General features: G+C 66.4%; 19 protein-coding genes and 4 tRNA genes. 8 read left to right on the plus strand and 15 right to left on the minus strand.

Annotation, left to right across the window (positions count from 1 at the left end; genetic code table 11):
* The 6 genes from AC0Z6F_RS19735 to AC0Z6F_RS19760 form a co-directional block, all read right to left on the minus strand.
* Positions 1-161: GTP-binding protein (locus tag AC0Z6F_RS19735; protein WP_353761873.1), on the minus strand; the 161-nt coding region annotated here is incomplete at its 3' end.
* A 41-nt stretch (positions 162-202) separates the two neighbouring features.
* Positions 203-278, minus strand: a tRNA-Thr gene (locus AC0Z6F_RS19740).
* Positions 279-327: 49 nt separating this feature from the next.
* Positions 328-401 (minus strand) — tRNA-Gly (locus AC0Z6F_RS19745).
* Positions 402-425: 24 nt separating this feature from the next.
* A tRNA-Tyr gene (locus AC0Z6F_RS19750) sits at positions 426-511 on the minus strand.
* 136 nt (positions 512-647) lie between these two features.
* Positions 648-1,664, minus strand: coding sequence for an isoaspartyl peptidase/L-asparaginase family protein (locus AC0Z6F_RS19755; protein ID WP_012510153.1), 1,017 nt, complete (start codon positions 1,662-1,664; stop codon positions 648-650).
* 104 nt (positions 1,665-1,768) lie between these two features.
* Entirely contained in the window at positions 1,769-2,788 is a 1,020-nt protein-coding gene (locus AC0Z6F_RS19760) for a cyanophycinase (RefSeq protein ID WP_448122601.1), read from the minus strand.
* Positions 2,789-2,958: 170 nt separating this feature from the next.
* On the opposite strand from AC0Z6F_RS19760, the gene AC0Z6F_RS19765 reads away from it, so the two are divergent.
* The 7 genes from AC0Z6F_RS19765 to AC0Z6F_RS19795 all read left to right on the plus strand — a co-directional run bounded on the left by AC0Z6F_RS19765 (position 2,959) and on the right by AC0Z6F_RS19795 (position 18,399).
* Positions 2,959-5,697, plus strand: coding sequence for a TonB-dependent receptor plug domain-containing protein (locus AC0Z6F_RS19765; RefSeq protein WP_100434102.1), 2,739 nt, complete (start codon positions 2,959-2,961; stop codon positions 5,695-5,697).
* 161 nt (positions 5,698-5,858) lie between these two features.
* Complete coding sequence (locus tag AC0Z6F_RS19770; RefSeq protein ID WP_012510150.1) at positions 5,859-8,636, plus strand: response regulator; 2,778 nt, start codon at positions 5,859-5,861, stop codon at positions 8,634-8,636.
* Complete coding sequence (locus tag AC0Z6F_RS19775) at positions 8,633-9,853, plus strand: EAL domain-containing response regulator (protein ID WP_012510149.1); 1,221 nt, start codon at positions 8,633-8,635, stop codon at positions 9,851-9,853. The genes AC0Z6F_RS19770 and AC0Z6F_RS19775 overlap by 4 nt, the downstream gene beginning before the upstream one ends.
* A gap of 125 nt (positions 9,854-9,978) precedes the next feature.
* The gene (locus tag AC0Z6F_RS19780) at positions 9,979-13,203 is read left to right on the plus strand and encodes a hybrid sensor histidine kinase/response regulator (RefSeq protein ID WP_100434100.1); all 3,225 of its coding nucleotides are present in this window, start codon (positions 9,979-9,981) and stop codon (positions 13,201-13,203) included.
* Positions 13,200-13,841 carry a response regulator gene (locus tag AC0Z6F_RS19785; protein ID WP_004145080.1) on the plus strand — a complete coding sequence of 214 codons (642 nt, stop codon included), beginning with the start codon at positions 13,200-13,202 and terminating at the stop codon, positions 13,839-13,841. The genes AC0Z6F_RS19780 and AC0Z6F_RS19785 overlap by 4 nt, the downstream gene beginning before the upstream one ends.
* 263 nt (positions 13,842-14,104) lie before the next feature.
* Positions 14,105-17,365 carry an autotransporter family protein gene (locus AC0Z6F_RS19790; protein WP_448672828.1) on the plus strand — a complete coding sequence of 1,087 codons (3,261 nt, stop codon included), beginning with the start codon at positions 14,105-14,107 and terminating at the stop codon, positions 17,363-17,365.
* Positions 17,366-17,871: 506 nt separating this feature from the next.
* Positions 17,872-18,399, plus strand: coding sequence for a hypothetical protein (locus tag AC0Z6F_RS19795; protein ID WP_004145014.1), 528 nt, complete (start codon positions 17,872-17,874; stop codon positions 18,397-18,399).
* A 59-nt stretch (positions 18,400-18,458) separates the two neighbouring features.
* On the opposite strand, the gene AC0Z6F_RS19800 is transcribed toward AC0Z6F_RS19795, so the two are convergent.
* The gene (locus AC0Z6F_RS19800; RefSeq protein WP_012510145.1) at positions 18,459-18,860 is read right to left on the minus strand and encodes a VOC family protein; all 402 of its coding nucleotides are present in this window, start codon (positions 18,858-18,860) and stop codon (positions 18,459-18,461) included.
* A 187-nt stretch (positions 18,861-19,047) separates the two neighbouring features.
* Here AC0Z6F_RS19800 and AC0Z6F_RS19805 point away from each other — a divergent pair, with 187 nt between their 5' ends.
* Positions 19,048-19,230: a hypothetical protein gene (locus AC0Z6F_RS19805; RefSeq protein ID WP_012510144.1), complete on the plus strand. Its 183-nt coding sequence runs from the start codon at positions 19,048-19,050 to the stop codon at positions 19,228-19,230.
* Positions 19,231-19,719: 489 nt separating this feature from the next.
* Here the strand turns inward: AC0Z6F_RS19805 and ychF are convergent, their stop codons facing one another.
* The 8 genes from ychF to AC0Z6F_RS19845 form a co-directional block, all read right to left on the minus strand.
* A complete protein-coding gene (ychF, locus tag AC0Z6F_RS19810) occupies positions 19,720-20,811 on the minus strand; it encodes a redox-regulated ATPase YchF (RefSeq protein WP_004144978.1) in 1,092 nt (363 codons plus the stop codon).
* Positions 20,812-20,916: 105 nt separating this feature from the next.
* Positions 20,917-21,495, minus strand: a complete 579-nt coding sequence (pth, locus tag AC0Z6F_RS19815; RefSeq protein WP_004144977.1) for an aminoacyl-tRNA hydrolase — start codon at positions 21,493-21,495, stop codon at positions 20,917-20,919.
* A 59-nt stretch (positions 21,496-21,554) separates the two neighbouring features.
* Positions 21,555-22,175, minus strand: coding sequence for a 50S ribosomal protein L25/general stress protein Ctc (locus AC0Z6F_RS19820; RefSeq protein ID WP_065722838.1), 621 nt, complete (start codon positions 22,173-22,175; stop codon positions 21,555-21,557).
* A gap of 106 nt (positions 22,176-22,281) precedes the next feature.
* Entirely contained in the window at positions 22,282-23,241 is a 960-nt protein-coding gene (locus AC0Z6F_RS19825; protein ID WP_005415400.1) for a ribose-phosphate diphosphokinase, read from the minus strand.
* Positions 23,242-23,379: 138 nt separating this feature from the next.
* Positions 23,380-23,456, minus strand: a tRNA-Gln gene (locus tag AC0Z6F_RS19830).
* Positions 23,457-23,467: 11 nt separating this feature from the next.
* Positions 23,468-24,337 carry a 4-(cytidine 5'-diphospho)-2-C-methyl-D-erythritol kinase gene (gene ispE / locus AC0Z6F_RS19835; RefSeq protein WP_004144966.1) on the minus strand — a complete coding sequence of 290 codons (870 nt, stop codon included), beginning with the start codon at positions 24,335-24,337 and terminating at the stop codon, positions 23,468-23,470.
* Positions 24,334-24,993 carry a lipoprotein insertase outer membrane protein LolB gene (gene lolB / locus AC0Z6F_RS19840; protein ID WP_100434091.1) on the minus strand — a complete coding sequence of 220 codons (660 nt, stop codon included), beginning with the start codon at positions 24,991-24,993 and terminating at the stop codon, positions 24,334-24,336. The genes ispE and lolB overlap by 4 nt, the downstream gene beginning before the upstream one ends.
* Positions 24,990-26,675 (minus strand): tetratricopeptide repeat protein, encoded by a 1,686-nt coding sequence (locus tag AC0Z6F_RS19845; RefSeq protein WP_448122598.1) that lies wholly within the window; start codon positions 26,673-26,675, stop codon positions 24,990-24,992. Before AC0Z6F_RS19845 ends, lolB begins: the two co-directional genes overlap by 4 nt.
* Positions 26,676-26,709 lie beyond the last annotated feature (34 nt).

Below are 26,709 nucleotides of genomic sequence, written 5' to 3' on the forward strand. Positions count from 1 at the left end.
GGCGCGGCGTCGATCGAGGAGTAGTCCTTGAACTCGCCACCGAAGCGCTCGGCACCGATCTTGGTCAGTGCGGCGGTCAGCGTGGTCTTGCCGTGGTCGACGTGACCGATGGTGCCGACATTGACGTGCGGCTTGGTGCGCTCGAACTTACCCTTGGCCATGGCTGCTTATCTCGAATTCGTCTGAGAGGTGATGCTTAAGATGGTGCTCACGAAAGGAATCGAACCTTCGACCTCTTCCTTACCAAGGAAGTGCTCTACCGACTGAGCTACGTGAGCCGAGTTTTGCATTATGACATGAACTCGATAATATTCAAAGTTCATTCAATGGAGCGGGAGACGGGAATCGAACCCGCACCATCAGCTTGGAAGGCTGAGGTTCTACCATTGAACTACTCCCGCGCCGGGAATGTCACAACGTGAAACTGGTGGAGGGAGGTGGATTCGAACCACCGAAGGCGTAAGCCAGCAGATTTACAGTCTGCCCCCGTTGGCCGCTTGGGTATCCCTCCTTACCACCCCATTCCGTGCCGCCGAAGCGTTGCGGTGTGTGGTGGTGAGCCCGCAATTCTGGAGATGAAGCGGGGACCTGTCAACGCTTTTTTTCACTTTTTTTCACATGCGTCGCAAAGCCATTGATACGCAAGGCTATTGCCCGGGCACCGGCAGGGGCTCGCTGGCGAAAATTGCCACATGGGGAATTCCGTCGGCCCCGATCCAGCCGCGGTACATGCCCTGGGTGTTGAACGGCGTGGCCATTTTCCCGTCTGCGGCCAGCACGATGGCACCGCCGTCACCGCCCATCTGCGGGATCGTCTCGTTGATCACGCCCTTGCCGGCCTGCTCCGGCGTCTGCCCCTGGTAGCGCATGCGCGCGCAGATCTCGTGCGCGGCCGCGGTACGGATGTAGTACTCGCCCCAACCGGTACCGGACACCGCACAGCGGGCATCGGCCCAGGTACCGGCACCAATGATCGGCGAGTCGCCGACACGGCCGTAGCGCTTGTTGGTCATGCCACCGGTGGAGGTGCCGGCGGCGAGATGGCCCTGAGCATCCAGCGCGACCGCGCCGACGGTACCAAAGTGCTTGGCAGTCTCCAGGTCGGCATGCGCCTGGCCACTGGCCTCTTCCTTCAGTGCCCGCTGCAGCTGCTGCCAGCGCTTGTCGGTCCGGAAGTACGAGGGATCGACCAGGGTCATGCCCTGCTCCACCGCGAAGGACTCGGCGCCCTGCCCGACCATCATCACGTGCCGGGACTTCTGCATCACCGTCTGCGCCAGCAGGATCGGATTGCGCACCCGCTGCACGCCGGCCACCGCACCAGCGGCCTGGGTCGCGCCATCCATCACCGCCGCGTCCAGCTCGTTGCGGCCATCGTGGGTGAACACCGCGCCCTTGCCGGCGTTGAAGGTCGGATCGTCCTCCAGCACGGTGATCGCCGCAGTGACCGCCGCCAGCGCCGGACGACCGGCGGCCAGTTCCGCATGGCCCTTGCGCAGGGCGGCGCTCAATGCGTCACGTGCGGCCTTCTCTTCAGCCGGTGACAGGTCCTTGCGCTCGACGCCGGCGCCGCCGTGGATGACCAACAGCGGTGAAGCTGCCGGTGCGGCCTGGGCAAGCATGGGCAGGGACAACAGAGTGGACAGCGCCAGGCGCAGTTTCATCGGGTACGTCTCCAGGGAGTGTTCGGTAGCGCCGGGCCATGCCCGGCGGAAAGAGCGATGCGGCAAGGCCGCGATGCGGCAAGGCCGCCGGGCATGGCCCGGCGCTACCGTCGCACGACTTCGATCTCGCCGTCGCTGACGTCGGCCACGGCCTGGTAGTCGGCCTCGGCCTGGAAATCGTCCAGCCGCATGCGGCTGCCGCTGGCGACCACGGTCACCGGCACGGCGTGGAAGCGCAACGGCTCGCCTTCGACCAGGCGGTCGGCGTCACGGCCGGGGCTGACCACCCAGACCTTGCCTTCGCCGTCAGCGCTGTAGACCTGCGCCTGGCCATCCGGCTCCACGCACAGGGCGGTGTCCTCGTCGACGCCGATGCCGACGATGTCCGGGTCGCCACTGTCCTGTACGGCGCGGGCGACGAACACGATCAGGCGGCCGAGGCGGTCGCGCTTGTCGAAGTGGGTGTCGGTGACCACGCGCTGCAGATAGGGCATCTGCAGGAAACCGCTGTCCATGGTCACCGCGCTGCCCATCGGGTCGGCCAGCGCACCGGCGGAGCTGATGCTGCCGCCGTCCAACGCGCCATAGGCATAGCCGCCCAGGATCGCCAGCCCGGCGCTGGTGCCGGCAATCGGCTTGCCGGCACGCACGTGGGCATTGAGTGCACGGTTCAGCGCGGTGCCTTTCCAGAAGCGGATGTAGCGCGACTGGTCGCCGCCGGCGATGAAGATGGCGTCGGCCGCCGCGACCACGCGCAGTACCGCCGGATCGTCGGCGCCACGGCGATTGTCGAAGACCAGGGTCTGCACGGCAGTGGTGCCGCCGATGTCCCGGTACAGGCGGTCCTGCAACTCATCGCTGCCCGACGCGCGCAGGATCAGCACACGGCCGTTGCCGGCCTGCTTCAGCCACCACTGGAAGGCCTCGGGCACCCACTCGCCGCCCCCCATCAGCATCATCGCTGGCGCGCGCGGACCAGGCCGGGGGGCTTCCAGATCACCGACTTCGTAATAGGCGAAACCGGGGCCCTGCAGGTCCTGCGCAGGCGCCGCCAGCGGCCAGGCCAGGGCCAGCAGCGCCAGCCAGGCAAAGGGGCCGTGCAGGGTTCTGTGGAGGCGTCGCATCTTGATCTCCCTGAACAAAATCGACTTGCAAGCGTTTTCACTCTTTGCCAGATAGGAACCCAGTAGTCAAGGACATAAAAAAGGCGTTAAATGCGCGCGCCCATTCCGGAAATCTGAATGGGGGATAGGGCCCCACCTCTGCGGGCCGGCTTCATTTCTGAGAATTCCTCATGCGTAGAAAGGCGATGGCGTGGTCGATCCAGCTGGCGTTGATGGGCGTGGCTGCTTCCGCGGCGGCCCAGGCTCCGGCTTCCTCTTCGGTTCAACAGCTGGACGCGGTGCAGGTCACCGGTTCGCGCATTCCGCGCGCCCAGGTTGAAGGCCCCGCCCCGATCACGGTGATCAGCGCCGAGCAGATCCGCTCCAGCGGCTTCACCACCGTGCCCGACGTACTGCGGTCGATGACCCAGAACGGCGGCGAGACGCAGAGCCAGCAGTCGTCCAGCGGCGCCGACTTCTCGCCGGGCGCCCAGCAGGTGGACCTGCGCGGCCTGGGCCCGAACCACACGCTGGTGCTGGTCAACGGCCGCCGCATCGCCGATTTCCCGATGCCGTTCAAGGGCCGGAGCAACTTCACCGACGTCTCCAACATCCCGCTGGGCATGATCGAGCGCATCGAAGTGCTGACCGGCAGCGCCTCGGCCATCTACGGCTCGGATGCGATCGCCGGCGTGGTCAACTTCATCCTGAAGAAGAAGGCCGACGGCACCACCGTCGACATGCGCATGGGCACCACCAGCGAAGGCGGTGGCGAGTCGTTCGACGTGAGCATCGCCAGCGGCTTCAGCCACGGCAACTTCAATGCCGTGTACAGCGTTGAACTGCAATCGCAGACCCCGCTGTGGGCCTACGAGCGCGACATCCAGGATTCGACCCAGGACGGCCCCACCGAGGGCTCGCGCATCGCCCGCCGCGCGTATCTGCGCACCGACTACAACGATGACTACTTGGATCCGGGCGCGGCCACCTGCGGAGCGCTGGCCGGGCAGAACCAGGGCAGCACCTACCGTGCCTATCGGCCGAAGTACGGTTACTACTGCGGCAGCGACAGCTCGATCGGCTACGGCACCATCCTCAGCAAGCGCCGCGGCGCCAATGGCTACGCCTCGCTGAGCTACGACTTCGACAACGGCCAGCAGTGGTTCGCCGATGTGCAGCTGGGCTACCACACGATGTCGCTGATGCGCGACGTCACCAAGTGGGGCCGCATGGATGCCAATGGCGATGAGTCGGGCTACTTCAACAACCAGGCCACCGGCGAGATCGAGTTCTGGCAGCGCCAGTTCTCGCCTGAAGAAATGGGCGGCCTGCGCAATGCGATGGTGCGCAGCACGCAGAAGACCCTCAGCGTGACCACCGGCTTCAAGGGCAATCTGGCCGGCAACTGGGATTACGAAGCGGCCCTGAGCCACTCGCAGTACCAGTCGCGGATCAGCTGGGCGCAGATCATCGCCGCCAAGGCCAATGACCTGTTCCTGGGCCCGCAGCTGGGCGTGGACGATGATGGCTTCCCGATCTACAACGCCGACCCATCACGCCTGTACCGGCCGCTGACCCGCGCCGAGTACGATTCGATCGCTGCACGCACCTCCTATTCGCCGAAATCGCGCACCGAAACAGCTGCCTTCACCGTGACCAACTCGGCGCTGTTCGGCCTGCCGGGCGGCGATGCCGGTTTCGCAGCGACGGTGGAAGTGGGCCAGCAGGCGTATTCGCTGAACCCCGATCCGCTGGCCACCCAGTACTACTACTACAGCTGGAAGGATTCGGACGGCAAGGGCTCACGCAACCGCTGGGCCACCGCCGCCGAGCTGCGCATGCCGCTGCACGAAACGGTCAACCTGAGCGTGGCCGGCCGCTACGACCAGTACCGCTATTCCGGCAACACCATCGGCAAGGCGACCTGGAGCGGCGGCCTGGAATGGCGCCCGATCGACACCCTGCTGGTGCGTGGTTCGTACGGCACCGCCTTCCGCGCGCCGGACCTGCACTATGTTTTCGCCGGCCCAGGCAATGACGAGACCAGCGCCGAGGACCTGTACAGCTGCCGCGCCGACGGCGCCACCGACTGTTCGGACTACGAGCGCAACCTGATCCGCAGCCGCACCGGCAACCGCCAGCTCGACCCGGAAACCAGCACCTCATGGAGTGCCGGCTTCGTCTGGTCGCCGGCGATCGGCCTGGACCTGTCGGTGGACTGGTTCGACATCGACATGCGCAAGCAGGTGCAGGACATGGACGTGCGCACGATCCTGGCCAGCGAAGCGAACTGCCGCCTCGGCAGTGCCGACATCAACTCGCCGACCTGCGTGGACGCGCTCGACCGCATCACCCGCACCAGTGATGGCCGCCTGTACGGCGTGCGCGTCGCCCCGATCAACGTCGCCCGCGAATCGACCTCCGGCATCGACATCGGCCTGCGCTACCGCCTGCAGACCGGCATCGGTGACTTCATCCTCAACGGCACCCACACCTGGGTGAAGAAGCACGACTTCCAGCGCTACCCCGGTGATCCGATCCAGGACCAGTTCGCGGTCAACAGCAACTTCGACATCCCGCGCACCAAGACCAGCCTGAGCGTGACCTGGGAGAAGGCTGCATGGTCGGCCACGGTCTACGGTTCGCGCCTGGGCAAGCTGCCGACCTCGGACAGCTACGACCAGGTGTTCAAGTGGGACAGCGGTGACAGCCCGTACATCAAGGCAACCTACCGCTACAACGCGTCGCTGCAGTACCGCTTCGACGACCACTCGCGCCTGTCGCTGTCGGTGGTCAACGTGTTCAACAAAATGCCGCCGAAGGACGCCTCGTACACCGCGTATCCGTACTACGACGTGTCCTGGTTCGACAGCATCGGCCGCACGATCAACCTGCAGTACACGCACAAGTTCGGCGGCAGTGCGCTGTAAGCTGCCGCAGGTACCGTTCCGGAAGATCCCCGCTTCGGCGGGGTTTCTTTTTTGCGCTGCCTGAATGGAGCCAGCGCGGGAGCGCGGCCAGGGCCGGCCCGCTGGGGATTTTAGGAAACAGCTGATTCCGTCACTTCGGCAGCGATCTCTAGCATCGGTCCATGTTCCGGATTCCCCGCCCTTCGCTGCCGCCCGTTGCGCCGCCAACCACCGCATCCGTGCTGCTGCGCTGCCTGACCGTGTGCGTGTTCATCTGCCTGGCGGCTGCAGCGGGCTTCTATCTGCTTACAGCGTTCACCGAGGACATCTCGACTCATCGCCGTGAAATGAACGCTGCCGCCTACAAGGCGCAGATCTATTTCGACCAGCGCGAAGCCCTGCTGCGCTACCTCGGCGATTCCGTAGTGAAGGGCGCCCCGGCCGCGCAGACGGCAGCAGGCGAAGGCGAAGGCGTGCGCCGGATTCCGTTGGATGGGCCTGGAGGCCAGCCGGGCCAATGCATGCTGCTTTCAGCACGCGCGGAGAACACGCTGCAGGCGCTGCAGACACGGCTGTTGCTGATCGATGCAGACGGCGCTCACGGGTTGGCCGGTGCAGCGATCGATGTAGAGCTCGCCCAGCTGCCGTCACTGCGCGCGTTGCAGGCCCGCGGCGGCAGCCTCGACGGCGCAGACCCCGTGTACTGGATGCGCCCGGGCGAAACCGGCGTGGCGCTGGCCCAGCCGGTACAGGCGGGCCCGCGCCCGATGCAGTGGTTGCTGCTCCTGCTCGACGATGCCGCCGCCGCAGGCATGATCGATGGCCAGGGCATCGGTGGCTATGCACTGCTCGACCGGGAAGGGTCTCCGGCCTTGTCCAGCCAGGCGCCCCGTCTGGACAGTGCAGGCTGGGACACACTGCGGCAACGCCAGGACGACAGCTTCGGCACGCTATGGAGCGGTGGGCTGCCGCGCGGCGTGGCCCTGGTGAAGAGCGTTGGCAATGATGGCTGGCGGCTGGTCTACCATCTGCCGCCGCCACTGCTGCTGGGTGACCTGGCGGTGCCGCTGCTGGTCTGCACGTTGTTGCTGCTGCTTGCGGGTGTCGCCCTGCGCCTGCTGCGGCATCGGGTCGACCGTCAGCTCATCCAGCCGGCGCTGCAGCAGCACCGTCGCCTGCTGGAGAACCTGGACTTCAGTTCAACGGTGATCGACATGGCGCCGGCCGGTATCTGCGTCCTCCGTCGCAGCGACCGCCATCTGCTGCTCTGCAACCAGGTGCTGCGCGACTGGCTGGGCGAGGAAGGCGCAGACAGCGACTGGCAGGCACCGTGGCGCGGGCATGCCGGTGAGCGTGGTCATGGCCTGGAATTCACTGCCCGCGATGGCCGCCAGCTGCAGGTGCTGCACGCCGCCTGCCGTTACCAGGGCGACGACGTACTGCTGTGCGTCTTCCACGACATCTCACGCCATCGCCAGGCGCAGGCCGCACTCTCCTCCGCACGCCAGGCCGCTGATGCAGCCAACCAGGCCAAGAGCGCTTTCCTGGCCACCATGAGCCATGAGATCCGCACTCCGTTGTACGGCGTCCTCGGCACGCTTGAGCTGCTCGGCCATACCACGCTGGATCCGCGCCAGTCACAGTACCTGCGCACCATCGAAAGCTCGTCGTCGGTGCTGCTGCAGCTGATCAGCGATGTGCTGGATGTTTCGAAGATCGAGTCCGGCCAGCTCAGCCTGGAACCGGCGGCGTTCTCACCGCGCGAACTGACTGAAAGCGTGCTGCGCAGCTTCGCGGCCTCGGCCACCTGCAAGGGGCTGCAGATCCTGGTGTGCACCGACCCCCGCCTGCCGACACGCGTGCTCGGCGATGCCGATCGGATCCGCCAGGTGCTCGGCAACCTGCTCAGCAACGCCATCAAGTTCACCGAGCACGGCCGGGTGGTACTGCGCGTGCGCCAGGTGCAGCGCGAAGCTGAATCGAGCGTACTGGTCTGGCAGGTCACCGATACCGGCGTGGGCATCGCTGCGGAAGAGCAGGCGCGCCTGTTCGAACCATTCCGCCAGGTGCGGGGTGCGGCCAGTGCACAGGGCACTGGCCTTGGGCTGTCCATCAGTGACCGCCTGGTACGCCTGATGAGTGGCGAACTGCAGGTGGTCAGCGAGCCGGGGTTGGGCAGCAGCTTCAGCGTGCGCCTGCCGTTGCCGGTGTTGGCCGCTGCAGAGGACGGGCCCGTACTCAACCCCGAGCCTCCGGTGCTGGTACGCGGCCGCGACCGCGAACTGGTCGACAGCGCGTGCGGCTGGCTGCGCCGCTGGGGTGCCAATGCGCAGCCATTGCAGGGCGACCCCACCCTGCTCGACCATGACGGCGCGATCCTGATGGATGGCGAAGCCGCAATGCCACTGGCCTGGACGGGCCCTCGCGTGGTGGCGTCGATCGAGGGTGGTGAACAGCCCAGCGAAGCGGCCGACGGCAGCCTGGTGGTGACCCTGCATGGCATGACTGCGATCGGCAATGCCCTCGCCCGCTTGCAGCAACAGCGTGCGGCCTTGCCGCAAGCCGAGCGCGCGACACTACCGATCCCGCTGGACCTGCGCGTACTCGTGGTCGAGGACAATCCGATCAACCGGGTGATCCTGGCCGAGCAGCTGCGCACCCTGGGATGCACGGTGGCGCTGTCCCAGGACGGCGTGGAAGCGTTGTCGCTGTGCCGCGAGCAGGCCTTCGACCTGGTGGTGACCGACATCAACATGCCGCGCATGGATGGCCATGCGCTTGCACGCCAGCTGCGTGAGGACGGCAATCCAGTGCCGGTGATCGGCGCCACCGCCAATGCCACCGCCGAGGAACGCGAGCGCTGCCTGGCCAGCGGCATGCAGGGCTACCTGAGCAAACCCATCGACATCGCCCGCCTGCGCAAGGCACTCACCGCACTGCGCCAAGGAGACCCCGCATGACCCAGCGTGTCCTGATCCTGGAGGACCAGCCGTTCCAACGCGGCTTCCTTGCCAATCTGTTCGGCAACCGCGCGGGAGTGCAGGTCGACGCCTGCGAAGACGTGGACGCCGCCATCGCGCTGTGTGCGTGCCAGCCCTACGATCTGGTGGTGAGCGACCTGCTGATGCCCGGCCAGGACGGCATTCAGTTCATCCAGGCACTGGCGGCCCAGCCGCGCCCACCCCGCCTTGCGGTGGTCAGCGCCGCACCACGGCGGATGATGACTTCGGCACGGTTGATGGCCGAATCGCTGGGGTTGGATGTGATCGGCCTGCTGCCCAAGCCTGTCGCAGCCGCCGACGTGGATACCCTGTTCGAAGCGCTGGCACAGGCGCGACCGTCGCTGGATGCCTCATCCATGCAGGCAACCGTGCGGCCCGAACCCGACGCACGGGAACTGCGCCAGGCGATGGCCGATGGCAGTCTCACGGCCTGGTTCCAACCGAAGAAGTCGCTGCAGTCCGGGCGGGTGGTCGCTGCCGAGGCGCTGGTGCGCTGGCGCCATCCCGTGTTGGGAACGCTGGCAGCGGGCAGCTTCCTGCCAGCGATGTGCCGCCATGGGCTGGAAGGCGAGCTGTTGCGGATGATGCTCACGGCCAGTATCAAAGCGCAGGCGCGCTGGCGCAGGCAGGGCTTCCGGGTGCCGGTTTCCATCAACCTGCCGCCCCATCTGCTCGAGCAGTCCGATCTGCCCGATGAGCTGCTGGCGCTGACCCTGGCACTGGGTGGCACGCCGGGCGAACTGTGCTTCGAATTGATGGAGAACAGCACCACGCGACACGTCAGTGACTTCTATGCCGGTGCCTGCCGCCTGCGCATGAAGGGCTTCGGCCTGGCCCAGGATGATTTCGGGCAGGGCTTGAGTTCGGTCCACAACCTGGTCAACACGCCTTTTACCGAGGTCAAGATCGACCGCGCGCTGGTCAGCGGCTGCGCCCGCGATCCGGCCCTGCACCTGACCCTGTCAACGATCATCGCGCTGGCCAACCAGCTGGGATTGACCATTGTGGCCGAGGGGGTGGAAAGCGATGCCGACCTGGCCGTGCTGCGTCGGCTCGGCTGCAGCCAGGTGCAGGGCTTCCTGATTTCGCAGGCGCTGCCTTCGGACGAGTTCACCCGGCTGCTGGACGACGATGCGCCGCACGCGGATGAAACGCCACGGGCCGTCCTGCGTTGAAGCCTGCTCCACAACGGCTTCACAATTCCATCAAGCGGCATTGATGATCCTGTCTGTGCAGTAGCGTCAGGCACTCGCCCGTCGCCTCGCGTTGCCGCTGACCGCCCACTGCTTCGAGACCTGCCATGCCGGCCGAGGCCGCTCCCGTACGCCGACTCGCTCGCCGTTCCCTGCGTGTCCATGCCCTGCTGATCGGCGTGGTGGTGCTGGCCACCCTGCAGGCCGGGTTGCTGCTGTCCACCGGCACGCAGCTGCTGCGCGAAGAGCGCAGCAAGATCGAGTACCACTTCCGCCGTCTCGACGGCACGCTGCTTGAACAGGAACGCTTCCTGCGCCAGTGGCGGCTGCATGATGTCGGTGCACGCGGGCAACCGATACCCGATGCCAGCGTGGAGCTGCAACGCGGGCCCCTGTTCGCCGATTTCGCCCTGATCGGCGACGAAGGCACCCGCTCCCCGGCACCCACCGAGCTGGGCGACCGCTTCCTGCGCTTCTACGGATCCTTCTGGTCGGCCTCGCACTACCCTCCGCCACAGTGCCTGCTGGTCGATGGACAGGGTACGCGTGGGCTGCTGGCGCCGGTACAGATGACCGGCGCAGACGCAAGCCAGAACAGCCCGCATCACCTGCGCCCGGCAATTGCCGACATCCACCGTGTACTGGGTGCCCAACCGAGCCTGCAGCGCGGCAGCATCGCCTGGGTTGCGGTGCCTTGGCGAGATCGGCAGACCCGGCTGCTGGCCATCGCCCATGCCCCGCAGGACGCACGCCTGTGGGGACAGACGGAGGAAGGCTCACTGGCCGCACTGGCCTGCCTGCTCGACCCCGGGCGCGTTGACGACTATCGGCAGGTGCTGGGCGTCCCGGTATTCCAGCGACTGTCGCTGTTCGATGCCAGCGGCCGGCGGCTGCTGGGGGACGGTGCTGACATCAGCGACGCCGGCACCTCCTGGCAGGCGGGCCTGGATGGGTTGCGCTTTCTCATGCGCAGCGAACGCGGCTGGCTGGCGGTCTACCACGTAAGCTGGCGCCAGATCTTCCAGCATCCGCAGGGCCCGTTGCTGGGGGCTGTGCTGGTCGCCCTGCTGCTGGCGCTGGGCGGCACGCTGGTACTGCGTGCATATCGCCGATCGGTCATCGAGCCATTGCGCAGCAACCACGCGCGCCTGCTGGAAAGCGAGGCCTTCAGCCGCACCATCCTGGACAATGCACCGATCGGGCTGTGCCTGCTGCGGCGCGCCGACGGCAACGTGCTGCTGGACAACGCGCTGGCCCGCAGCTGGCTGGGTGAAGATCACCTCGGCGGCGGGTGGCATGGCCCCTGGCGACGCAGCGTGATGGCTGCCGGCGGCACCACGCTTGGTGATGGCCTGGCCTACAACACGCCCGACGGCCGTCACCTGCTGGTGAAAGCGACACCAGCGCGCTATCGCGGTGAGCCGGCGGTGCTCTGCCTGTTCATCGATCTCAGCAGCCAGCATGAAGCCGAGCAGGTGCTGCAGCAGGCGCGGCGCGCCGCCGACCAGGCCAACCGCGCCAAGAGCCAGTTCCTGGCGACGATGAGCCATGAGATCCGCACCCCGCTGTATGGCGTGCTGGGCACCCTCGAACTGCTCGGGTTGACACCGTTGGACGCGCGGCAGCAGCACTATCTGGCCACCATCCAGCGCTCGTCTTCGACCCTGATGCAGCTGATCAGCGACATCCTCGACGTCAGCAAGGCCGAGGCCGGGCAACTCAGCCTGGAGCCAAGCCCGTTCGATCCGGTACGGCTGACAGAGGACGCACTGGACTCCTATGCCGCTGCGGCAGCGAACAAGGGACTGCAGTTCTATGCCTGCATCGATGCCGACGTGCCAGCGTCCTTGTGCGGGGACGCCGCACGGATCCGCCAGATACTCAACAACCTGATCAGCAATGCACTGAAGTTCACCGACAGTGGACGCGTCGTTGTACGCGGATCGGTGCGTTGGCAGGACCAGCGCTGCTGGCTGCAGTGGCAGGTGACCGATACCGGTATCGGCATCGCCAGCGAACACCAGTCGCATCTGTTCGAGCCATTCTTCCAGGCCAATCCCGGCACCGATGCCATGCGGGGGACCGGCCTGGGCCTGGCCATCTGCGCCCATCTTGCCGAACTGATGGATGGTCACCTGCGCGTGGTCAGCGAAAGCGGCCTGGGCAGCAGCTTCAGTGTGGAACTGCCATTGCCGACGGCGCCACCGGATCCGCAGCAGTCGCCCGCACCCCAGTTGCCCCCCACCCTGCAGGTGCAGGTCCGTGGCAGCGTCCGCGAACTGGTGCAGTCACTGTGCGAGCGCCTGCAGCAACGTGGCGCGCATGCGAACGTGTACCGGGAGGAGCGTGCAGCTGGTGAGGCATCGGCCTCCGTCCTGCTCGATGTGGTACTGGATGGAGCCTTGCCGGACGCTGGCGGTGGCCCACATGTGATCGCCTGCCGCGAAGGCAGTGTGCGACCTCAGCTGTTGGCCGGCGCATGGCAGGTGGGCCTGCATCGGTTCGATGCGATCGTGATCGCACTGGCGGCCGCCAGCGGTCAGCCATTGGCGGCCAGTGCCGAAGGCCGCCTGCCGGCACCACGGCGCTTCGACCTGCAGGTGCTGGTGGCCGAGGACAATCCCATCAACCAGGCGATCCTGCGCGATCAGCTGGAACGGCTCGGCTGCCGCGCCGTGGTCGCCAGTGATGGCCACGAAGCACTGGGCTACTGGCAGCAAGGGGCATTCGGGCTGGTACTGACCGATCTGAACATGCCCGGGCTGGATGGGTATGGCCTGGCACGCGCGCTTCGCACCCGTAATGTCGATGTGCCGATCTACGGCGCCACGGCCAATGCCGACCCTGCCGAACGCCAGCGCTGCCAGGAATCCGGCATGCAGGGCGTACTGGTGAAACCGATCACCCTCGAAGCGCTGCAGCGCCTGTTGCTCCGGATCACGACCGAACAGACGCAGCCATCGCCGATCGACGCTCCTGCGCCGGCCACGACAGGCGAAGATGATCCTCCCCTGCAGGTTCCCACGAAGATGCAGGTGCTGTTCGTGCAGACCATGCAGGCCGATCTGGACAGCCTGCGCCAGGCGATCACCGAGGCCGATCCCGGACGCGTGGCGCAGGTACTGCACCGCATCCGTGGCGCGCTGGTCATCGTCGGCGCACCTGCGCTGGTGGACAGCGGGCTGCTGATCGAACAGCGCATCGCGCAGGGCAGTGGCCTGGCAGAGCTGGCTGGACCGCTGGCCGCGTTCCAGCGGCGGCTGCAGCTGCTGCTGCAGCCCCTGCTGGGCACCCCCTCTCCCTCCCCTCCTGACACCCCGAGTTCGCCATGACCACACGGATCCTCATCGCCGACGACCATCCGATCGTGCTTGCCGGCATCCGCGACGTCCTTGCCGCCGAGCTGGACCTGGAAGTGGTGGGCGAAGCCGCCGACCCTGCCACGTTGATCGACCTGATGACACGCACCCGGCCGCAGGCGGTGATCACCGACTACAGCATGCCCGGTGCTGACCATTTCGGCGACGGCATCAAGCTGATCTCGTTCCTGCGGCGCAGCTTCCCGGACACCCGCCTGCTGGTGCTGACGATGGTGTCCAACCCGTCATTGGTGGCGGCAATGTATGCCGCTGGCGCCGGCGGCGTGGTGCTCAAGAGCCATGGCCTGGGCAGCCTGGTGCGGGCACTGCGGGTGGTACTGGCCGACCGCGTCTACCGGCCATCGGGCCTGCTGCCGATCGCGGCCGGCGATCCGGCCGATGCCGATACCCTGCGGGCCCGGCTGTCGCCGCGCGAACTGGAAGTAATCCGGCTGTTCACTGGCGGCATGAGCGTCAGCGACATCGCCCGGCAGTTGCAGCGCAGCGCCAAGACCGTCAGCACGCAGAAGATCAGCGCGATGCGCAAGCTCGGCGTGGACAGCGACCAGGCGCTGATCGAGTACTGCCTGCAGGCCTCGCTGTTCGCCTGAGGCCTGCTCCCGGCTGAACCCTGCAGGTCTTGGGCCGGGACCTGCAATGGCTTTAGGAAACGCCTGATTCCATCGGACAGCGCCGATTTCTAGGCTGGAGACATCCCGCCACGGTGCGCTCGCAGGCAGTTGCTGCATCGCCGTGGGGGGCGGAAGCCTGATGGCGCCTGCAGGCGCCGTCACGTGTGGCTTCCGCAGCGACGCGGCTTCGCCGCGCCCGTCCGCGCAGCCGCGCTGCGCCCTGCCACAGGAAATCCATCAGCATGAATGCCTCCCCCACACGGCAGCGCCGTGCGCCTGACTGCGCGCGCGTGGCGCGCCATCCCGTGATTCCCAGCCTGCTTGCCACTGCGTTGTGGGCGGCGTTGCCCGTGCAGGCAGCGGAGCTGCAAGGCCCGCTGAAGGTCGTCAATGGCGAATCGCTGCAGCTGGGTGCGGACGACCGCCTGCTGCACTCGGGTGGCGGCTTCGCACTGGATGTCAATGGAGCCGGCAGCACTGCCACGATCGATGGCAGCCGCATCGACATCACCCACGGGGGCAGTGGCATCCAGGCCATGGCGGGCGGTACCGTGCTGATTGAAGGCGGCCACATCCAGCTCGGCAATGTCACCGACAACGCTGGCTATGCACTCAATGCAAGTGGGGCAGGCAGTGTCATCCGGGCCAACAACCTGGTCATCGATGCCTATCGCAACAGCTCCGGCTACGGCACGGTCAATGCCACCAACGGCGGCAAGCTCTGGTTGAATGGCGGCAGCGTGAGCAGCGAGGGGCATGCCCTTTACTCCAGTGGCCGCGGCAGTGAGCTGCACGTGTCGGGCACCACGATCAGCAATGGTGCCAACCGTGGTGTCTACGCCGAGGGCGGCGCATTGCTGTCGCTGGACGCGCTGTCCATGACCTTCGCCGAAGCCAGCAACGGTTCCAGTGGCCGCCTGTCGGCCAGCGGCAGCGGCAGCGTGCTGTCACTGCGCGACGTGGACACGAGCAATGGCTACTTCGACATCTACAACGGCGGCACGCTGCAGATTGAAGGTGGCCGTGCCACTGCCAATGGCGGCAGCATCCGTCTGCTGGGAAACAGTGCGAACCGGGTGTACTCCAGCGGTGACATCACTGGCGGCCGCTTCGAGACCGTTGGCGGTTACGGTGTCAACGTCAACAGCTGGGGCAAGCTGACCACCCACGGCGCCCACTTCACCGTGCGCGATGGCAACTCCGGCGTGTGGCTGTCGGGCGCCGACTCGCTGGCCGACATGACCGATACGGTGATCAGCACCTTCGGTGACAATGGCTACGGCCATGGCGTGGACGTCTGGGGTGGAACCGCGACGATCACCGGGGGCAGCATCGACACCCATGGCGCGGGCGTGTACGGCCTGCGCGCTTCAGGCAGCAATCCGCCAACACCGTATTCGCGGATCCGGGCCAAAGACCTGGACATCACCACGTACGGCAACGGCGGCGGTGGCGTGTTCCTGGGTGGCAGCACGGCGGATGCAGAACTGCAGGGAGGTTCGATCACCACGCGCGGCACCTCCTCGTTCGGCATCGTGCAGATGAACACCGCAAAGCTCACTGCCGATGGCCTGCGCATCCATGCGCAGGGCGCGAACTCTGGAGCCTACCGCTCCTACCTCACTGCGTTCGGGCCGTACTGGAACCGCCTGGTATTCAACAACAGCCAGCTGCAGACCGAGGACGGCCCCGCGCTGTGGCTGCAGGGCAGCAACCACGAACTGACACTCAACAACACCGATGTCGTCGCCCGCCAGCAAGGCGAACTCGACGATGGCCGCCTGCTGCGGGTCAGCGATACGGTGTTCACCGACGGAAGCTCGGTCGCCACCGCGGACATTCTGTTCACCGCTGACAACAGTCGCCTGACCGGCGATGTGGTCGTCGATAGCGCGACCGCCAACGTGCGGATGACGCTGCGCAACGGCACCCGGTTCAGCGGCGCGCTGCGCAATGCATCGGGCTACCAGGTCGCGCAGCTGGCGATCGATGGCAGCAGCCAGTGGGACGTGCGCGCCGACTCCAGCGTCGCCACCCTGGACCACGCTGGCACCATCGCCTTCGTTGCGCCCGGGGCCGACGGCTTCAAGACCGTGACCGTAACCGGCGACTACGTCGGCAACGGTGGGCAGTGGCTGTTCAACCGCGCACTGGGTGACGATGCATCGCTGGGCGACCAGCTGGTGATCGAGGGCGACAGCCGTGGCACAGCCACCGTGAGCGTACGCAACGCGGGCGGTGCAGGCGCGCTCACCCGCGAAGGCATCCGCCTGATCAGCGTCAGCGGCCAGTCCGATGCGCAGTTTACTCTGCACGGGCGTGCAGTCGCGGGGGCCTACGACTACTTCCTGTTCAAGGGCGGCATCTCCACCCCCGATGATGGCAACTGGTACCTGCGCTCGGAATATGTGCCGCCGGTCGACCCGCCGCTGCCACCCGATCCGCCGATCGACCCGCCGACCCCGCCAATCGATCCGCCAGTGGATCCGCCGCGCCCCCCCATCGATCCGCCGGTGCAGCCGCCGATCGACCCGCCGCTGCCTCCTGAACCACCGCGCGTGGAGCGCCCTGAACCCGCTGCATACCTGGCCAACCAGAACGCCGCGCTGGGCATGTTCCGGCACAGCCTGCATGACCGTAGCGGCGATCCCGCCACTGCAGCCGACGATGACGGCAACGCCATCGCATGGGCCCAGGTGCGCAGCAGCCAACCCGACAGCCATGGCCGCGGCCAGCAGGTGCATGTGGACAGCAGACTGAGCAGCGTCCTGCTGGGCGTCGGTCGCCGCTTCGAGGCCAATGCCGGTGGCCAACTGCAGCTGGGCGTCATGGCGGGCCAGGGCCGGGCACGCAATGACAGCCGGTCTCAGGTGACCGGCTACACAGCACGGGGCGAGGTCATTGGCAGCAGCATCGGCCTGTATGCAACGTGGCTGCAGGATGCGCGCATGGACGGCGGCGCCTACGTGGATGGCTGGCTGCAGTACGGCCGCTTCCGCAACAGCGTGCAGGGCGAAGGCCTGCAGAAGGAACGCTACCGATCGCACAGCTGGACAGCCTCGGCCGAGGCCGGCTATGTGCTGCCGCTGCAGCGCAGCGCAGCGCGTGGCATCTACCTGGAACCACAGCTGCAGGTGCTGCACAGCCGCTACGATGCGGACGCCGTGGTCGAAGCCAATGGTACGGTCGTTGAAGGCCGCGACAAGGACAGCACCACCACGCGCGTCGGCATGCGCCTGTACACGCGTTCACTGACACAGGGTGAAGGACAGGTGCAGCCGTTCGTTGCGGTGAACTGGTGGTCCGGAGGCAACGGTGCGGGCCTGGCAATGGACGGCGAGCGGTTGCAGCGGCAGCTGCCGCGCGACATCTACGAAGCCAAGGCCGGTGTGCAGCTGAATCTTTCCGGTGGCTGGCGGGGCTGGGGCGAGATCAGCCGGCAGAGCGGTGGCATGGGCTTCCGCGATATCGGCGCGCAGCTCGGCGTGTCCTATCGCTGGTAGCGGGTTGCACCACAGCCTCTGGTGTTGAAGGGACGCGGTACAGGGAAGCACCGGGCAGGGATGCCCGGACAGCGGTCCGGATTGGTGCACAGCAAAGAGCCCCCATACAATCCTGCAGATGGCAGCGCTCTTTGGCCATTTACCGCAAGGCAGCCCGCAGGAGCAGCACATGCAAGGACCGCGCATCAGATGCTTTGCAAGGCTTCTGGCCTGCCTCATGCTTCCGGCCTTCGTCTCAGGGTGCTTCAGCTGTTCGGGCTCTGGCGGTTGGGAGCGCGTGGTGAATCCCGTCTGCCGCGAGGGATACCTGCCTTCGGTTGCGACCGCGACGGTCGCCGCCCCCAGCGCAGCCTCTGCGCCGGCAGAGGGCGCTGCCGACGGCAACGCACCTCGATGAGAGGCCGGGCGCTGATCGCTTTGCGACTGTCTGTACGCATCGCCGTTGCCAGATGCACGGCCGCTCTACCGCAGCGTCCGATTCTTGAACCCACACCTCCAGGAATGCCATGAACATCAGGATTGGAACCATCGCCGCTGCACTGCTGGCCCTGTCTGCGCCTGCCCTCACCCAGGCTCAGGAAAGCACGGCATCCACGCTGTCGCGCCTGATCGAGTGCAAGCTCTCCGCTGAGGAAGTGAGCAGCTTTGTAGAACGGATCAACGCCGAACAGGTGCAGGACTTCGTGCACAGTGAGGTCGGCGGAGATTCCGCACTCATCCTGTGGAACAGCGAGACGCCCGTCAGGGCCTGGGGCGAAACCTCGGATCTGGTCAACATGTCCAGCACGACCGAGATGCACCTGGCATTCCGTGTTCCACTCGGCGAAGAACTGGCGCACGGCAGGAAGATCGTCGATCGCATCGGCGGCATGTCCGCGCGCCCCGACCAGGCGGCGATGGAAGCCACATACGGCTGGAAAGGCATGGACTACCGCAAAGCGTTGAGCAACAACCGCAACGTCCGCGTGCTGGTGGACCTCAGCTACTCTCCCGGCTGGGTCGCGGTCGGTTGTTCGTACGGGGATATCCAGTAACTGGCCGGGAATCCGGCAGTGACGGGTGCCGCCATCGCAGCACCCGTGCTGCGCGCGCTCTAGGCCAGGTCTCCACGATGGACGATGTGGCATTTGTTGCCATCTGGATCGCGCAGATACGCACCGTAGTAGCCAGCACCGTAGTGCGGCCGCAATCCTGGCGCGCCCTCGTCGGTGCCGCCGGCAGCGAGGCCTGCCGCATGGGCGGCATCCACCGCGTCCGCGGAGGGCGCGAGGAACGCCACCATGCTGCCGTTTCCATGGCTTGCCGGTTCACGGTCATAAGGCGCGTAGACGTAGAAGCGCGGCAGCGCAGCGTGCGCCGTCACCCAGCATGCCGCGGCCGGGCCACCATCAGGCGTGACCGGACGGCGGCGCATGCCGAGCGGAGTCAGCAGGGCATCGTAGAAGATGGCCGCTGTATCAAGATCGTTGGTACCGACGGTGATGTGACTGAACATGGGATTCTGCCGAGTATCCTTGCGCGGTTGCCGCGTGAGTATTGCGAGGCGATGTTGATCCATCGTACGACAGTGCCGCATGCGAGCAACCATTCGCGCGCCCAATGCGCCCGGTTCCGGCGCCACCTTGCGGTGGAGGCTGGACATTCGGCGCAACCTACAACGACCTCCACACCGGAAGAATCCAATGAAGCTCATCACCGCTGTACTGCTGCTGGCCACCTGCCTGTCCGTTGTTGGATGCTCGCTGCTGTCGGGCCGTTCCATTGCGCACCCCTCGGCGCGCTATGCCGAGCGGGTACAGATCACCGTCAATGCAGACGCCGTGGCAAGCGCGCAGCCGACCGTTCCGCCCGCCACCCGGCGTTGAGCCAGGCGTAGCTCCGCAGGTTTTCCACATCGCGCGTGGAAAGCGATGGGGGTTTGGTGTGGATAAGCGGGCGCGAGCCATGCACGGCAATCGTTTCAAGGCATGGTGCTTTTTTGTCCAGGCATTGCCGCGGTTTTCCACACAGCACGTGTAAAGCCATGGGAACTTGATGTGGACAAGTGGGCGCGAGTGTTGCGCTGCAGGCGTTTCGGAGCGTGGTGAAAATTTGTCCACGCCACACGGGCAAGCCTTGTAGAGCCGAGCCCATGCTCGGCTGATGCCAACCTGAGCCGAGCGTGGGCTCGGCTCTACAGGCCGCCGCGCGGTTTTCCACATCCGACGTGGAAAGCGATGGGAGTTTGCTGTGGACAAGTGCCGGCGAACATCACACCGCAAGCGTTTCGCAACGTGGTGTTTTTTTGTCCATCTCCAGAAACGCGAACGCCCCGCACAAGGCGGGGCGTTCGGGATCGATCCGTTACCGCTGGATCAGACGTTGAAGCGGAAGTGCAGGATGTCGCCTTCCTGCACGCGGTATTCCTTGCCTTCCAGGCGCAGGCGACCCGCTTCCTTGGCGCCGGCTTCGCCCTTGTACTTGATGAAGTCGTCATACGCGATGGTTTCAGCGCGGATGAAGCCCTTCTCGAAGTCGGTGTGGATGACAGCGGCAGCCTGCGGGGCGGTGGCGCCCTTGCGCACGGTCCAAGCACGCACTTCCTTCACGCCAGCGGTGAAGTAGGTCTGCAGGCCGAGCAGGCTGTAGGCCGCGTTGATCACGCGGTTCAGGCCCGGCTCGCTCAGGCCCAGGTCGGCCAGGAAGGTATCGCGGTCTTCGTCGTCGAGCTGGGACAGCTCTTCTTCGATCGCGGCCGACACCGGCACCACCTGCGCGCCTTCAGCGGCGGCATGCGCGCGCACGGCATCCAGGTGCGGGTTGTTCTCGAAACCGTCTTCCAGCACGTTGGCGATGTACATCACCGGCTTCAGGGTCAGCAGGAACAGATCGCGCACCAGCGCCTTCTCTTCCTCGTCCAGGCCGACCGAACGACCGGACTTGCCGTCGGACAGCGCCGCCTGCAGCTTGGCCAGCACCGGCTTGCGCGCCGCCGCGTCCTTGTCACCCCCCTTGGCGGCGCGCTCGGCACGGTTCAGTGCCTTCTCGACGCTGTCCAGGTCGGCCAGCGCCAGTTCGGTATCGATGGTTTCGATATCCGAGATCGGGTCGACCTTGTTGTTGACGTGGATGACGTCGGCGTTCTCGAAGCAGCGCACCACGTGGGTGATCGCATCGACTTCGCGGATGTGCGCCAGGAACTTGTTGCCCAAGCCTTCACCGCTAGCGGCACCGGCGACCAGGCCGGCGATGTCGACGAACTCGACCGCAGTCGGGATGACCTTCTGCGGGTTGATGATCGCTGCCAGCTCGTTCAGGCGCGGATCCGGCACCGGCACGATGCCGACGTTCGGCTCGATGGTGCAGAACGGGAAGTTGGCCGCGGCGATGCCCGCCTTGGTCAGCGCGTTGAACAGGGTCGACTTGCCGACGTTGGGCAGGCCGACGATGCCGCATTTGATACCCATGGGTGACAGCTCTCTGGGGTGAAAGTGATTGGGGAAGCAGCAACATGGGCGCTGCTTTTCCAATCATTCTCCGTACCGACCAACGGTCGGTACCTACCGGGCCAATTATTTCGGGGTGTGCAGCCGCTTCATCGCTTCGCTGAAATCGCCCTGCACCGCCAGCGGCAGCACGTCGATCGCATCGTCGATGGCGCGCGAAATCAGCACTTCGTCGTCTTTGGAGGGACGGCCGAGCACCCAGCCCACCACGCGGTCCTTGTGGCCGGGATGGCCGATGCCCACGCGCAGGCGGTGGAACTTGCCGTGGCCGAGCAGGCGGATGGTGTCGCGCAGGCCATTCTGGCCACCGTGGCCACCGTCGAACTTCAGCCGCGCCACGCCGGGCGCCAGGTCCAGTTCGTCATGGGCCAGCAGGGTTTCTTCCGGCTCGATCTTCCAGAACCGCTGTGCGGCGGTGACCGACTTGCCACTGAGGTTCATGAAGGTGGCGGGCTTGAGCAGCCACACCGTCTGCCCGGCGATCTCGACCTTGGCAGTCTCCCCGAACAGCTTGCTGTCCACGTTCCAGCGCGCGCCGGCTTTTTCAGCCAAGGCCTCAACGAAATGAAACCCGGCATTGTGCCGGGTCCGGGCGTGCTCCGATCCGGGGTTGCCCAGACCGACGATCAGTCGCAATCCTGCCATTGGATCTTCCTGGTACATGCCAGTACGGCGCCTGCCCGAAGGCAGGCGCCGCGAAGGCATTACTCGGCAGCCGCTGCTTCTTCAGCGTCGGCAGCTTCGCCCTTGCCGTGCTTGGCAGTGACGATGGCGTCGTCGTGGTCCTTGCCCAGCGCCAGCGCCGGGATTTCCACGCCCTTCGGCAGCTTGATGTCCGACAGGTACACGATGTCGCCAGCCTTCAGCTCGCCCAGGTCGACTTCGATCGACTCCGGCAGGTCCTTCGGCAGGCAGCTGATGGACACTTCCTTCAGTTCGTGGGCGACCACGACGTCGGCAGCCTTGCCAGCCGGCGAGGTGTCTTCGTTGATGAAGTGCAGCGGAACCGAAGCGGTCAGCTTCTCGTTCTCGTTCACGCGCAGGAAGTCCAGGTGCATGATCAGCTGCTTGTACGGATGGCGCTGCATGTCACGCAGCAGCACCTTCTGCACCTGGCCGTCCAGGTTCAGGTCCAGGATCGAGGCATAGAACCACTCGTTCTGCTGGGCCAGCCAGATTTCGTTGTGGTCCAGGCTGATGGCGACCGGCTCGGCGTTGCCGCCGTACACGATCGCCGGGATCACACCAGCGTGACGCAGGCGGCGGCTCGCACCCTTACGCTGCAGTTCACGCTTTGTGACCTTGATTTCATGGGTCTTCGACATTTTCGACTACTCAGTTGTTGCCTTGCCTTGCGACTTGGCGGTTGAAGGCACTTCCGCGACCAGAAGCGCCCGGTGTGTCCCTGCCGTTGCCGGCGGGGACGAAAAATCAGTCGACGTACAGCGAGCTGACCGACTCACCGAAGGCGATGCGGCGCATCGTCTCGGCCAGCATTTCCGCCACGCTCAGCTGGCGGATCTTGCTGCACACCCGCGCTGCGTCCTTCAGCGGGATGGTATCGGTCACCACCAGCTCGTCGAGCTGGGAATTGGTGATGTTGTCCACCGCCGGGCCCGACAGCACCGCGTGGGTGCAGTAGGCAGCGACCTTGAGCGCACCGCGCGCCTTCAGGGCAGCGGCAGCGGCGCACAGGGTGCCGGCGGTATCGACGATGTCATCGACCATCACGCAGGTCTTGCCTTCGACATCACCGATGATGTTCATCACGGTGGAGACGTTGGCGCGCGGGCGGCGCTTGTCGATGATCGCCAGGTCGGCATCGTCGAGGCGCTTGGCCACTGCACGGGCACGGACCACGCCGCCCACGTCCGGCGACACCACGATCAGGTTCTCGGTGCCGTAGGCGCGCCAGATGTCGGCCAGCAGCAACGGGGACGCATACACGTTGTCCACCGGGATATCGAAGAAGCCCTGGATCTGGTCGGCGTGCAGGTCAACGGTCAGCACGCGATCAGCGCCAGCGGTGCTGAACATCTTCGCCGCCAGCTTGGCGGTGATCGGCACGCGCGAGGAACGCATGCGGCGATCCTGGCGCGAGTAGCCGAAGTACGGCACCACGGCGGTCACGCTGGCCACCGATGCGCGCTTCAGCGCGTCGATCAGCACCAGCAGTTCCATCAGGTTTTCCGCGCTCGGCGCACAGGTCGGCTGGATCACGAACACGTCCTGCTTGCGGACGTTCTCTTCGATTTCCACCTGCACTTCACCATCGGAGAAGTGCGAGACCAGCGCCTTGCCCGGGCGTACTCCCAGTTCCTTGCAGATGTTCTGCGCCAGACGTTTGTTGGCGTTGCCGGAAAAGACCAGCAGGTTCGGGGACTCTTGCATCATGATTGTCTCGGGCGGGGACGAGTGGCGGGGATCCGGTAGCGGCAAGGACCGCTTCGGCCCCTGCTGCTGACAACACCGCGGTTGTTTCCACGTCCCGCGCGGTCGATGCGCTGGATGGCGCGGACACAGCCGCATTGGCAGGGGCGGGAGGATTCGAACCTCCGAATGCCAGGATCAAAACCTGGTGCCTTGGGCCTCTTGGCGACGCCCCTGCATTGATGAATCAGTGTTGCTCGAGTGCATCCAGCAGTGGCGAACGTGCAACGCCCGCAGCCACCCTTGCCCGCAACTCCTTCGGCAACTCCGCTCGCCCCTGCTCTGCGGCAGCCTGCGAATCGAACTCGACGAAACAACCACTTCCGGACCCGGTCAAACGTGCCCGGCCAATACCGCTCAACGCGGCAAGCACCGCCTCTACGGCAGGCTCGCGGCGGCGCAGCACCGGCTCGAACACGTTCCCGACCAGAGCGCCGGAAGCGAAGTCGTCTATTTTCGCCTGTGGGCAGTCGCGCGTCAAATCCGGATCAGCAAACAGGGCCGGGGTGGGAACATGAACCCCGGGTTCGGCGATGACATACCAGGCCGGCGTCAGCTCGATCGGCTGCAGGCGTTCGCCCACCCCTTCGGCCCAGGCATTGCGCCCGCGCACGAACACCGGCACATCGGCACCCAGGCGCAGGCCCAGCGCGGCAAGCGCGTCCTCGTCCAGACCGGCCTGCCACAGGCGGTTCAGCACCACCAGCACGGTGGCGGCATCGGACGAACCGCCGCCAAAGCCACCGCCCGCCGAAACGTGCTTTTCAACGATGATGTCCGCACCTTGCGCGACATTCGCCACATCTTTTAGCAGGCGCGCGGCACGCACTGCCAGATCATCGGCCTCGGCCACGCCGGCCAGGCCCTCGCCTTCACGGCGCACCTGACCGTCTTCACGCAGGCGCAGGCCGATACGGTCGCCCCAGTCCAGCAGGCGGAACACGGTCTGCAGCTCGTGGTAACCGTCGGCACGGCGGCCAGTGATGTGCAGGAACAGGTTCAGCTTGGCCGGGGCCGGCCACCAGGACCAGCCCGCGTCGTCGCGCCCGGCACTCATGGCGTGCCCTGCCCCCACTGGTCCACCAGCAGGCGCACCTTGGCGTCGCCATTGCTGGCCTCGATCCGGCGCGGCACGGCCGGGCGCCCGGCATCAGCCGGGTACCAGTCCAGGTACTGCACCTGCCAACCCATCTGCAGCATGCGGCGCGGACGGCCCTCGCCGTCACGCTCGACCTTTTCGGGGCCGGCAGCGTCGCCTGCTACCAGGCCGCGGATCCAGTCCGGCAGCTGGTTGACCGGGATATCCCAGCCGGTAGCCTCCAGCAGCAGCTGCTGGGCGTCCTCGCCGTCACGCGGGCCACCGGCCAACCCTTCCAGGCGGCCGGCCTCGGAATGGGTATCGCCGGTCAGCTTCCAGCTCTGCCGGGTCACCGGTGCGCTCAACTCGACCACGTAGCGGCGGCCGTCCTGCTTCCAGTCGATGCGGCCACTGCCGCCATCCTTGCCCTTGCTTACCGCGACCCGGCCCTGGAAGGCCCAGTCCGGCTGCGCATGCAGCGCGGCCACGCGCGCGGCCTCGGCCTGCGCGGCTTCGGCGGACACGATCTCGACCACGGCCGGCGCCGGGGTCTTCTGGGTGCCCACGGTGGTGCAGGCGGTGACCGCCAGGGTCGCGGCCGCCAACAGCAGCGGCCGGATCAGGGAAACACTCATGGATTGAATTTCTCGCGGGCGCGCAGCAGCGCGCGGTTTTCAGGGTCGAGCTTGGCCGCTTCCTCGAAGAAATGACGGGCCTCATCGTGCTTGCCCAGCACCCACAGCACTTCGCCAACGTGGGAAGCGATCTCCGGGTCCTTGGCCAGGGTCCAGGCCCGGCGCAGCTGCACCAGTGCCTCTTCCTTGCGGCCCAGGCGATACAGCACCCAACCATAGCTGTCGACGATGGCGGCGTTGTCCGGTTCGGCCACGCGGGCGCGGTCGATCAGTTCCAGTGCTTCCTGCAGGCGGCCGGTGCGATCGGCCAGGGTGTAACCCAGCGCGTTCAAAGCCGGCACGTTCTCCGGCTCGGTCACCAGGATCTTGCGCAGATCCGCCTCGGCGCGCGGGATGTCATCGCGGCGTTCCCAGGTGAGCGCACGGGCGTACAGCAGGCCGTTGTCATCAGGGTAAGCGGCCAGACCGCGGGCCAGCGCATCCAGTTCACCGGCGCTGTCCTCGGCGCGCTGGCGCAGTTCGGCTTCCAGCAGGTAGGCGTCGCGGCGCACGTCGTCGTCGACCACCGCATCGGACTGGATCGCATGCACTTCTTCCAGCGCCAGCGGCAGGCGCCCGGCCAGGGCCTGGGCATTGGCTGCGCGCAGGCGCGCTTCGCTCAGCTCATCGCCGCCGGGCACGCTGTGGTACCACTGAACCGCCTCGGGATAACGCTTCAGGTACTCGGCGATCTTGCCCAGCAGCAGGCGCTGCGCCGGGTCCGGCTTGGCCGCCTGCCGCGACAGTTCGTTGTAGAGATTGGAAAGCGCGGCCTTGTCGCCCTGCTTGGCCAGCAGCGAGGCGCGCATGCCCCAGGTCTGCACGTCCTGCGGTCCAAACGCCAGCACGCGCTCGGCGGCCGACGGCTGGCCAAGGCTGTCGTAGGCGATGGCTACCGCGTTACGCAGTTCCGGGTCCTGGCGGGTCTTCGGCTCCACATCGTGCAGCAGCGACAGCGCCTTGCCGGTCTCGCCAGCCTGCTGCAGCTGGCTGGCACGCAGCAGCGCCACACGCGGTTCCTCGGGGAAGCGCTTGACCACTTCATCGATCATGCGCCGCGCCAGCTCGGGCTTGTCCATGCGCAGGGCGAGGCGACCGAACTCCTGCCAGGCCTCGATCTTCGGCGGAATGGCGTTGGCGTCGACCAGCTCGCCCAGCACCTGCGCCGGCACCGCCGGGTCGCGGCCGCCACCAATCAAGGCCGCCAGGGCAAACTTCCAGCCACGCTCGTCAGGGTCGGCCAGCAGCGCCTGCAGTTCGCTGCGGGCCGCCTTCACGTCGCCCTGGCGCATGGCCAGCGCACCGGCGGCGCTGCGCATGGTCAGCGAGCGCGGGGCGCGCTGCTGCCACAGGGCCAGGCCCTTGGCCGCGCTGGCATCATCGTTGGCAAGCATGGAAATACGGGTCGCACGCTCGGCCAGCCCGGCATCGCCCTCGGTCTGCTGGGCGGCCTGCAGGTACCAGCGCGCGGCCTCGGCCAGCTTGCCGGCCTGCAGCGCGAATTCACCGGCCATCACCGGTTCCAGCGCCAGTTCCTCAGTGGCCGGGGCCCGCACGGGGGCCTTGGCCGGCACCGCCGCCAGGGCCTGGCCGCAGGCCAGGGACAGCAGCAGAACACTGGGGATGCGAATCAATGCGGGCATCGTCGGCATCGGGGCCTTAAAATGTCGTCCAATG

The organism is Stenotrophomonas sp. 1L-E-5-B-C3, from assembly GCF_057292075.1.

Excerpts from the sequence above, each read along its gene's own strand:
- AC0Z6F_RS19755 (WP_012510153.1), bottom strand. The coding sequence starts at position 1,664 with ATGAAACTGCGCCTGGCGCTGTCCACTCTGTTGTCCCTGCCCATGCTT.
- AC0Z6F_RS19760 (WP_448122601.1), bottom strand. The coding sequence starts at position 2,788 with ATGCGACGCCTCCACAGAACCCTGCACGGCCCCTTTGCCTGGCTGGCG.
- AC0Z6F_RS19765 (WP_100434102.1), top strand. The coding sequence starts at position 2,959 with ATGCGTAGAAAGGCGATGGCGTGGTCGATCCAGCTGGCGTTGATGGGC.
- AC0Z6F_RS19770 (WP_012510150.1), top strand. The coding sequence starts at position 5,859 with ATGTTCCGGATTCCCCGCCCTTCGCTGCCGCCCGTTGCGCCGCCAACC.
- AC0Z6F_RS19775 (WP_012510149.1), top strand. The coding sequence starts at position 8,633 with ATGACCCAGCGTGTCCTGATCCTGGAGGACCAGCCGTTCCAACGCGGC.
- AC0Z6F_RS19780 (WP_100434100.1), top strand. The coding sequence starts at position 9,979 with ATGCCGGCCGAGGCCGCTCCCGTACGCCGACTCGCTCGCCGTTCCCTG.
- AC0Z6F_RS19785 (WP_004145080.1), top strand. The coding sequence starts at position 13,200 with ATGACCACACGGATCCTCATCGCCGACGACCATCCGATCGTGCTTGCC.
- AC0Z6F_RS19790 (WP_448672828.1), top strand. The coding sequence starts at position 14,105 with ATGAATGCCTCCCCCACACGGCAGCGCCGTGCGCCTGACTGCGCGCGC.
- AC0Z6F_RS19795 (WP_004145014.1), top strand. The coding sequence starts at position 17,872 with ATGAACATCAGGATTGGAACCATCGCCGCTGCACTGCTGGCCCTGTCT.
- AC0Z6F_RS19800 (WP_012510145.1), bottom strand. The coding sequence starts at position 18,860 with ATGTTCAGTCACATCACCGTCGGTACCAACGATCTTGATACAGCGGCC.
- AC0Z6F_RS19805 (WP_012510144.1), top strand. The coding sequence starts at position 19,048 with ATGAAGCTCATCACCGCTGTACTGCTGCTGGCCACCTGCCTGTCCGTT.
- ychF (WP_004144978.1), bottom strand. The coding sequence starts at position 20,811 with ATGGGTATCAAATGCGGCATCGTCGGCCTGCCCAACGTCGGCAAGTCG.
- pth (WP_004144977.1), bottom strand. The coding sequence starts at position 21,495 with ATGGCAGGATTGCGACTGATCGTCGGTCTGGGCAACCCCGGATCGGAG.
- AC0Z6F_RS19820 (WP_065722838.1), bottom strand. The coding sequence starts at position 22,175 with ATGTCGAAGACCCATGAAATCAAGGTCACAAAGCGTGAACTGCAGCGT.
- AC0Z6F_RS19825 (WP_005415400.1), bottom strand. The coding sequence starts at position 23,241 with ATGCAAGAGTCCCCGAACCTGCTGGTCTTTTCCGGCAACGCCAACAAA.
- ispE (WP_004144966.1), bottom strand. The coding sequence starts at position 24,337 with ATGAGTGCCGGGCGCGACGACGCGGGCTGGTCCTGGTGGCCGGCCCCG.
- lolB (WP_100434091.1), bottom strand. The coding sequence starts at position 24,993 with ATGAGTGTTTCCCTGATCCGGCCGCTGCTGTTGGCGGCCGCGACCCTG.
- AC0Z6F_RS19845 (WP_448122598.1), bottom strand. The coding sequence starts at position 26,675 with ATGCCCGCATTGATTCGCATCCCCAGTGTTCTGCTGCTGTCCCTGGCC.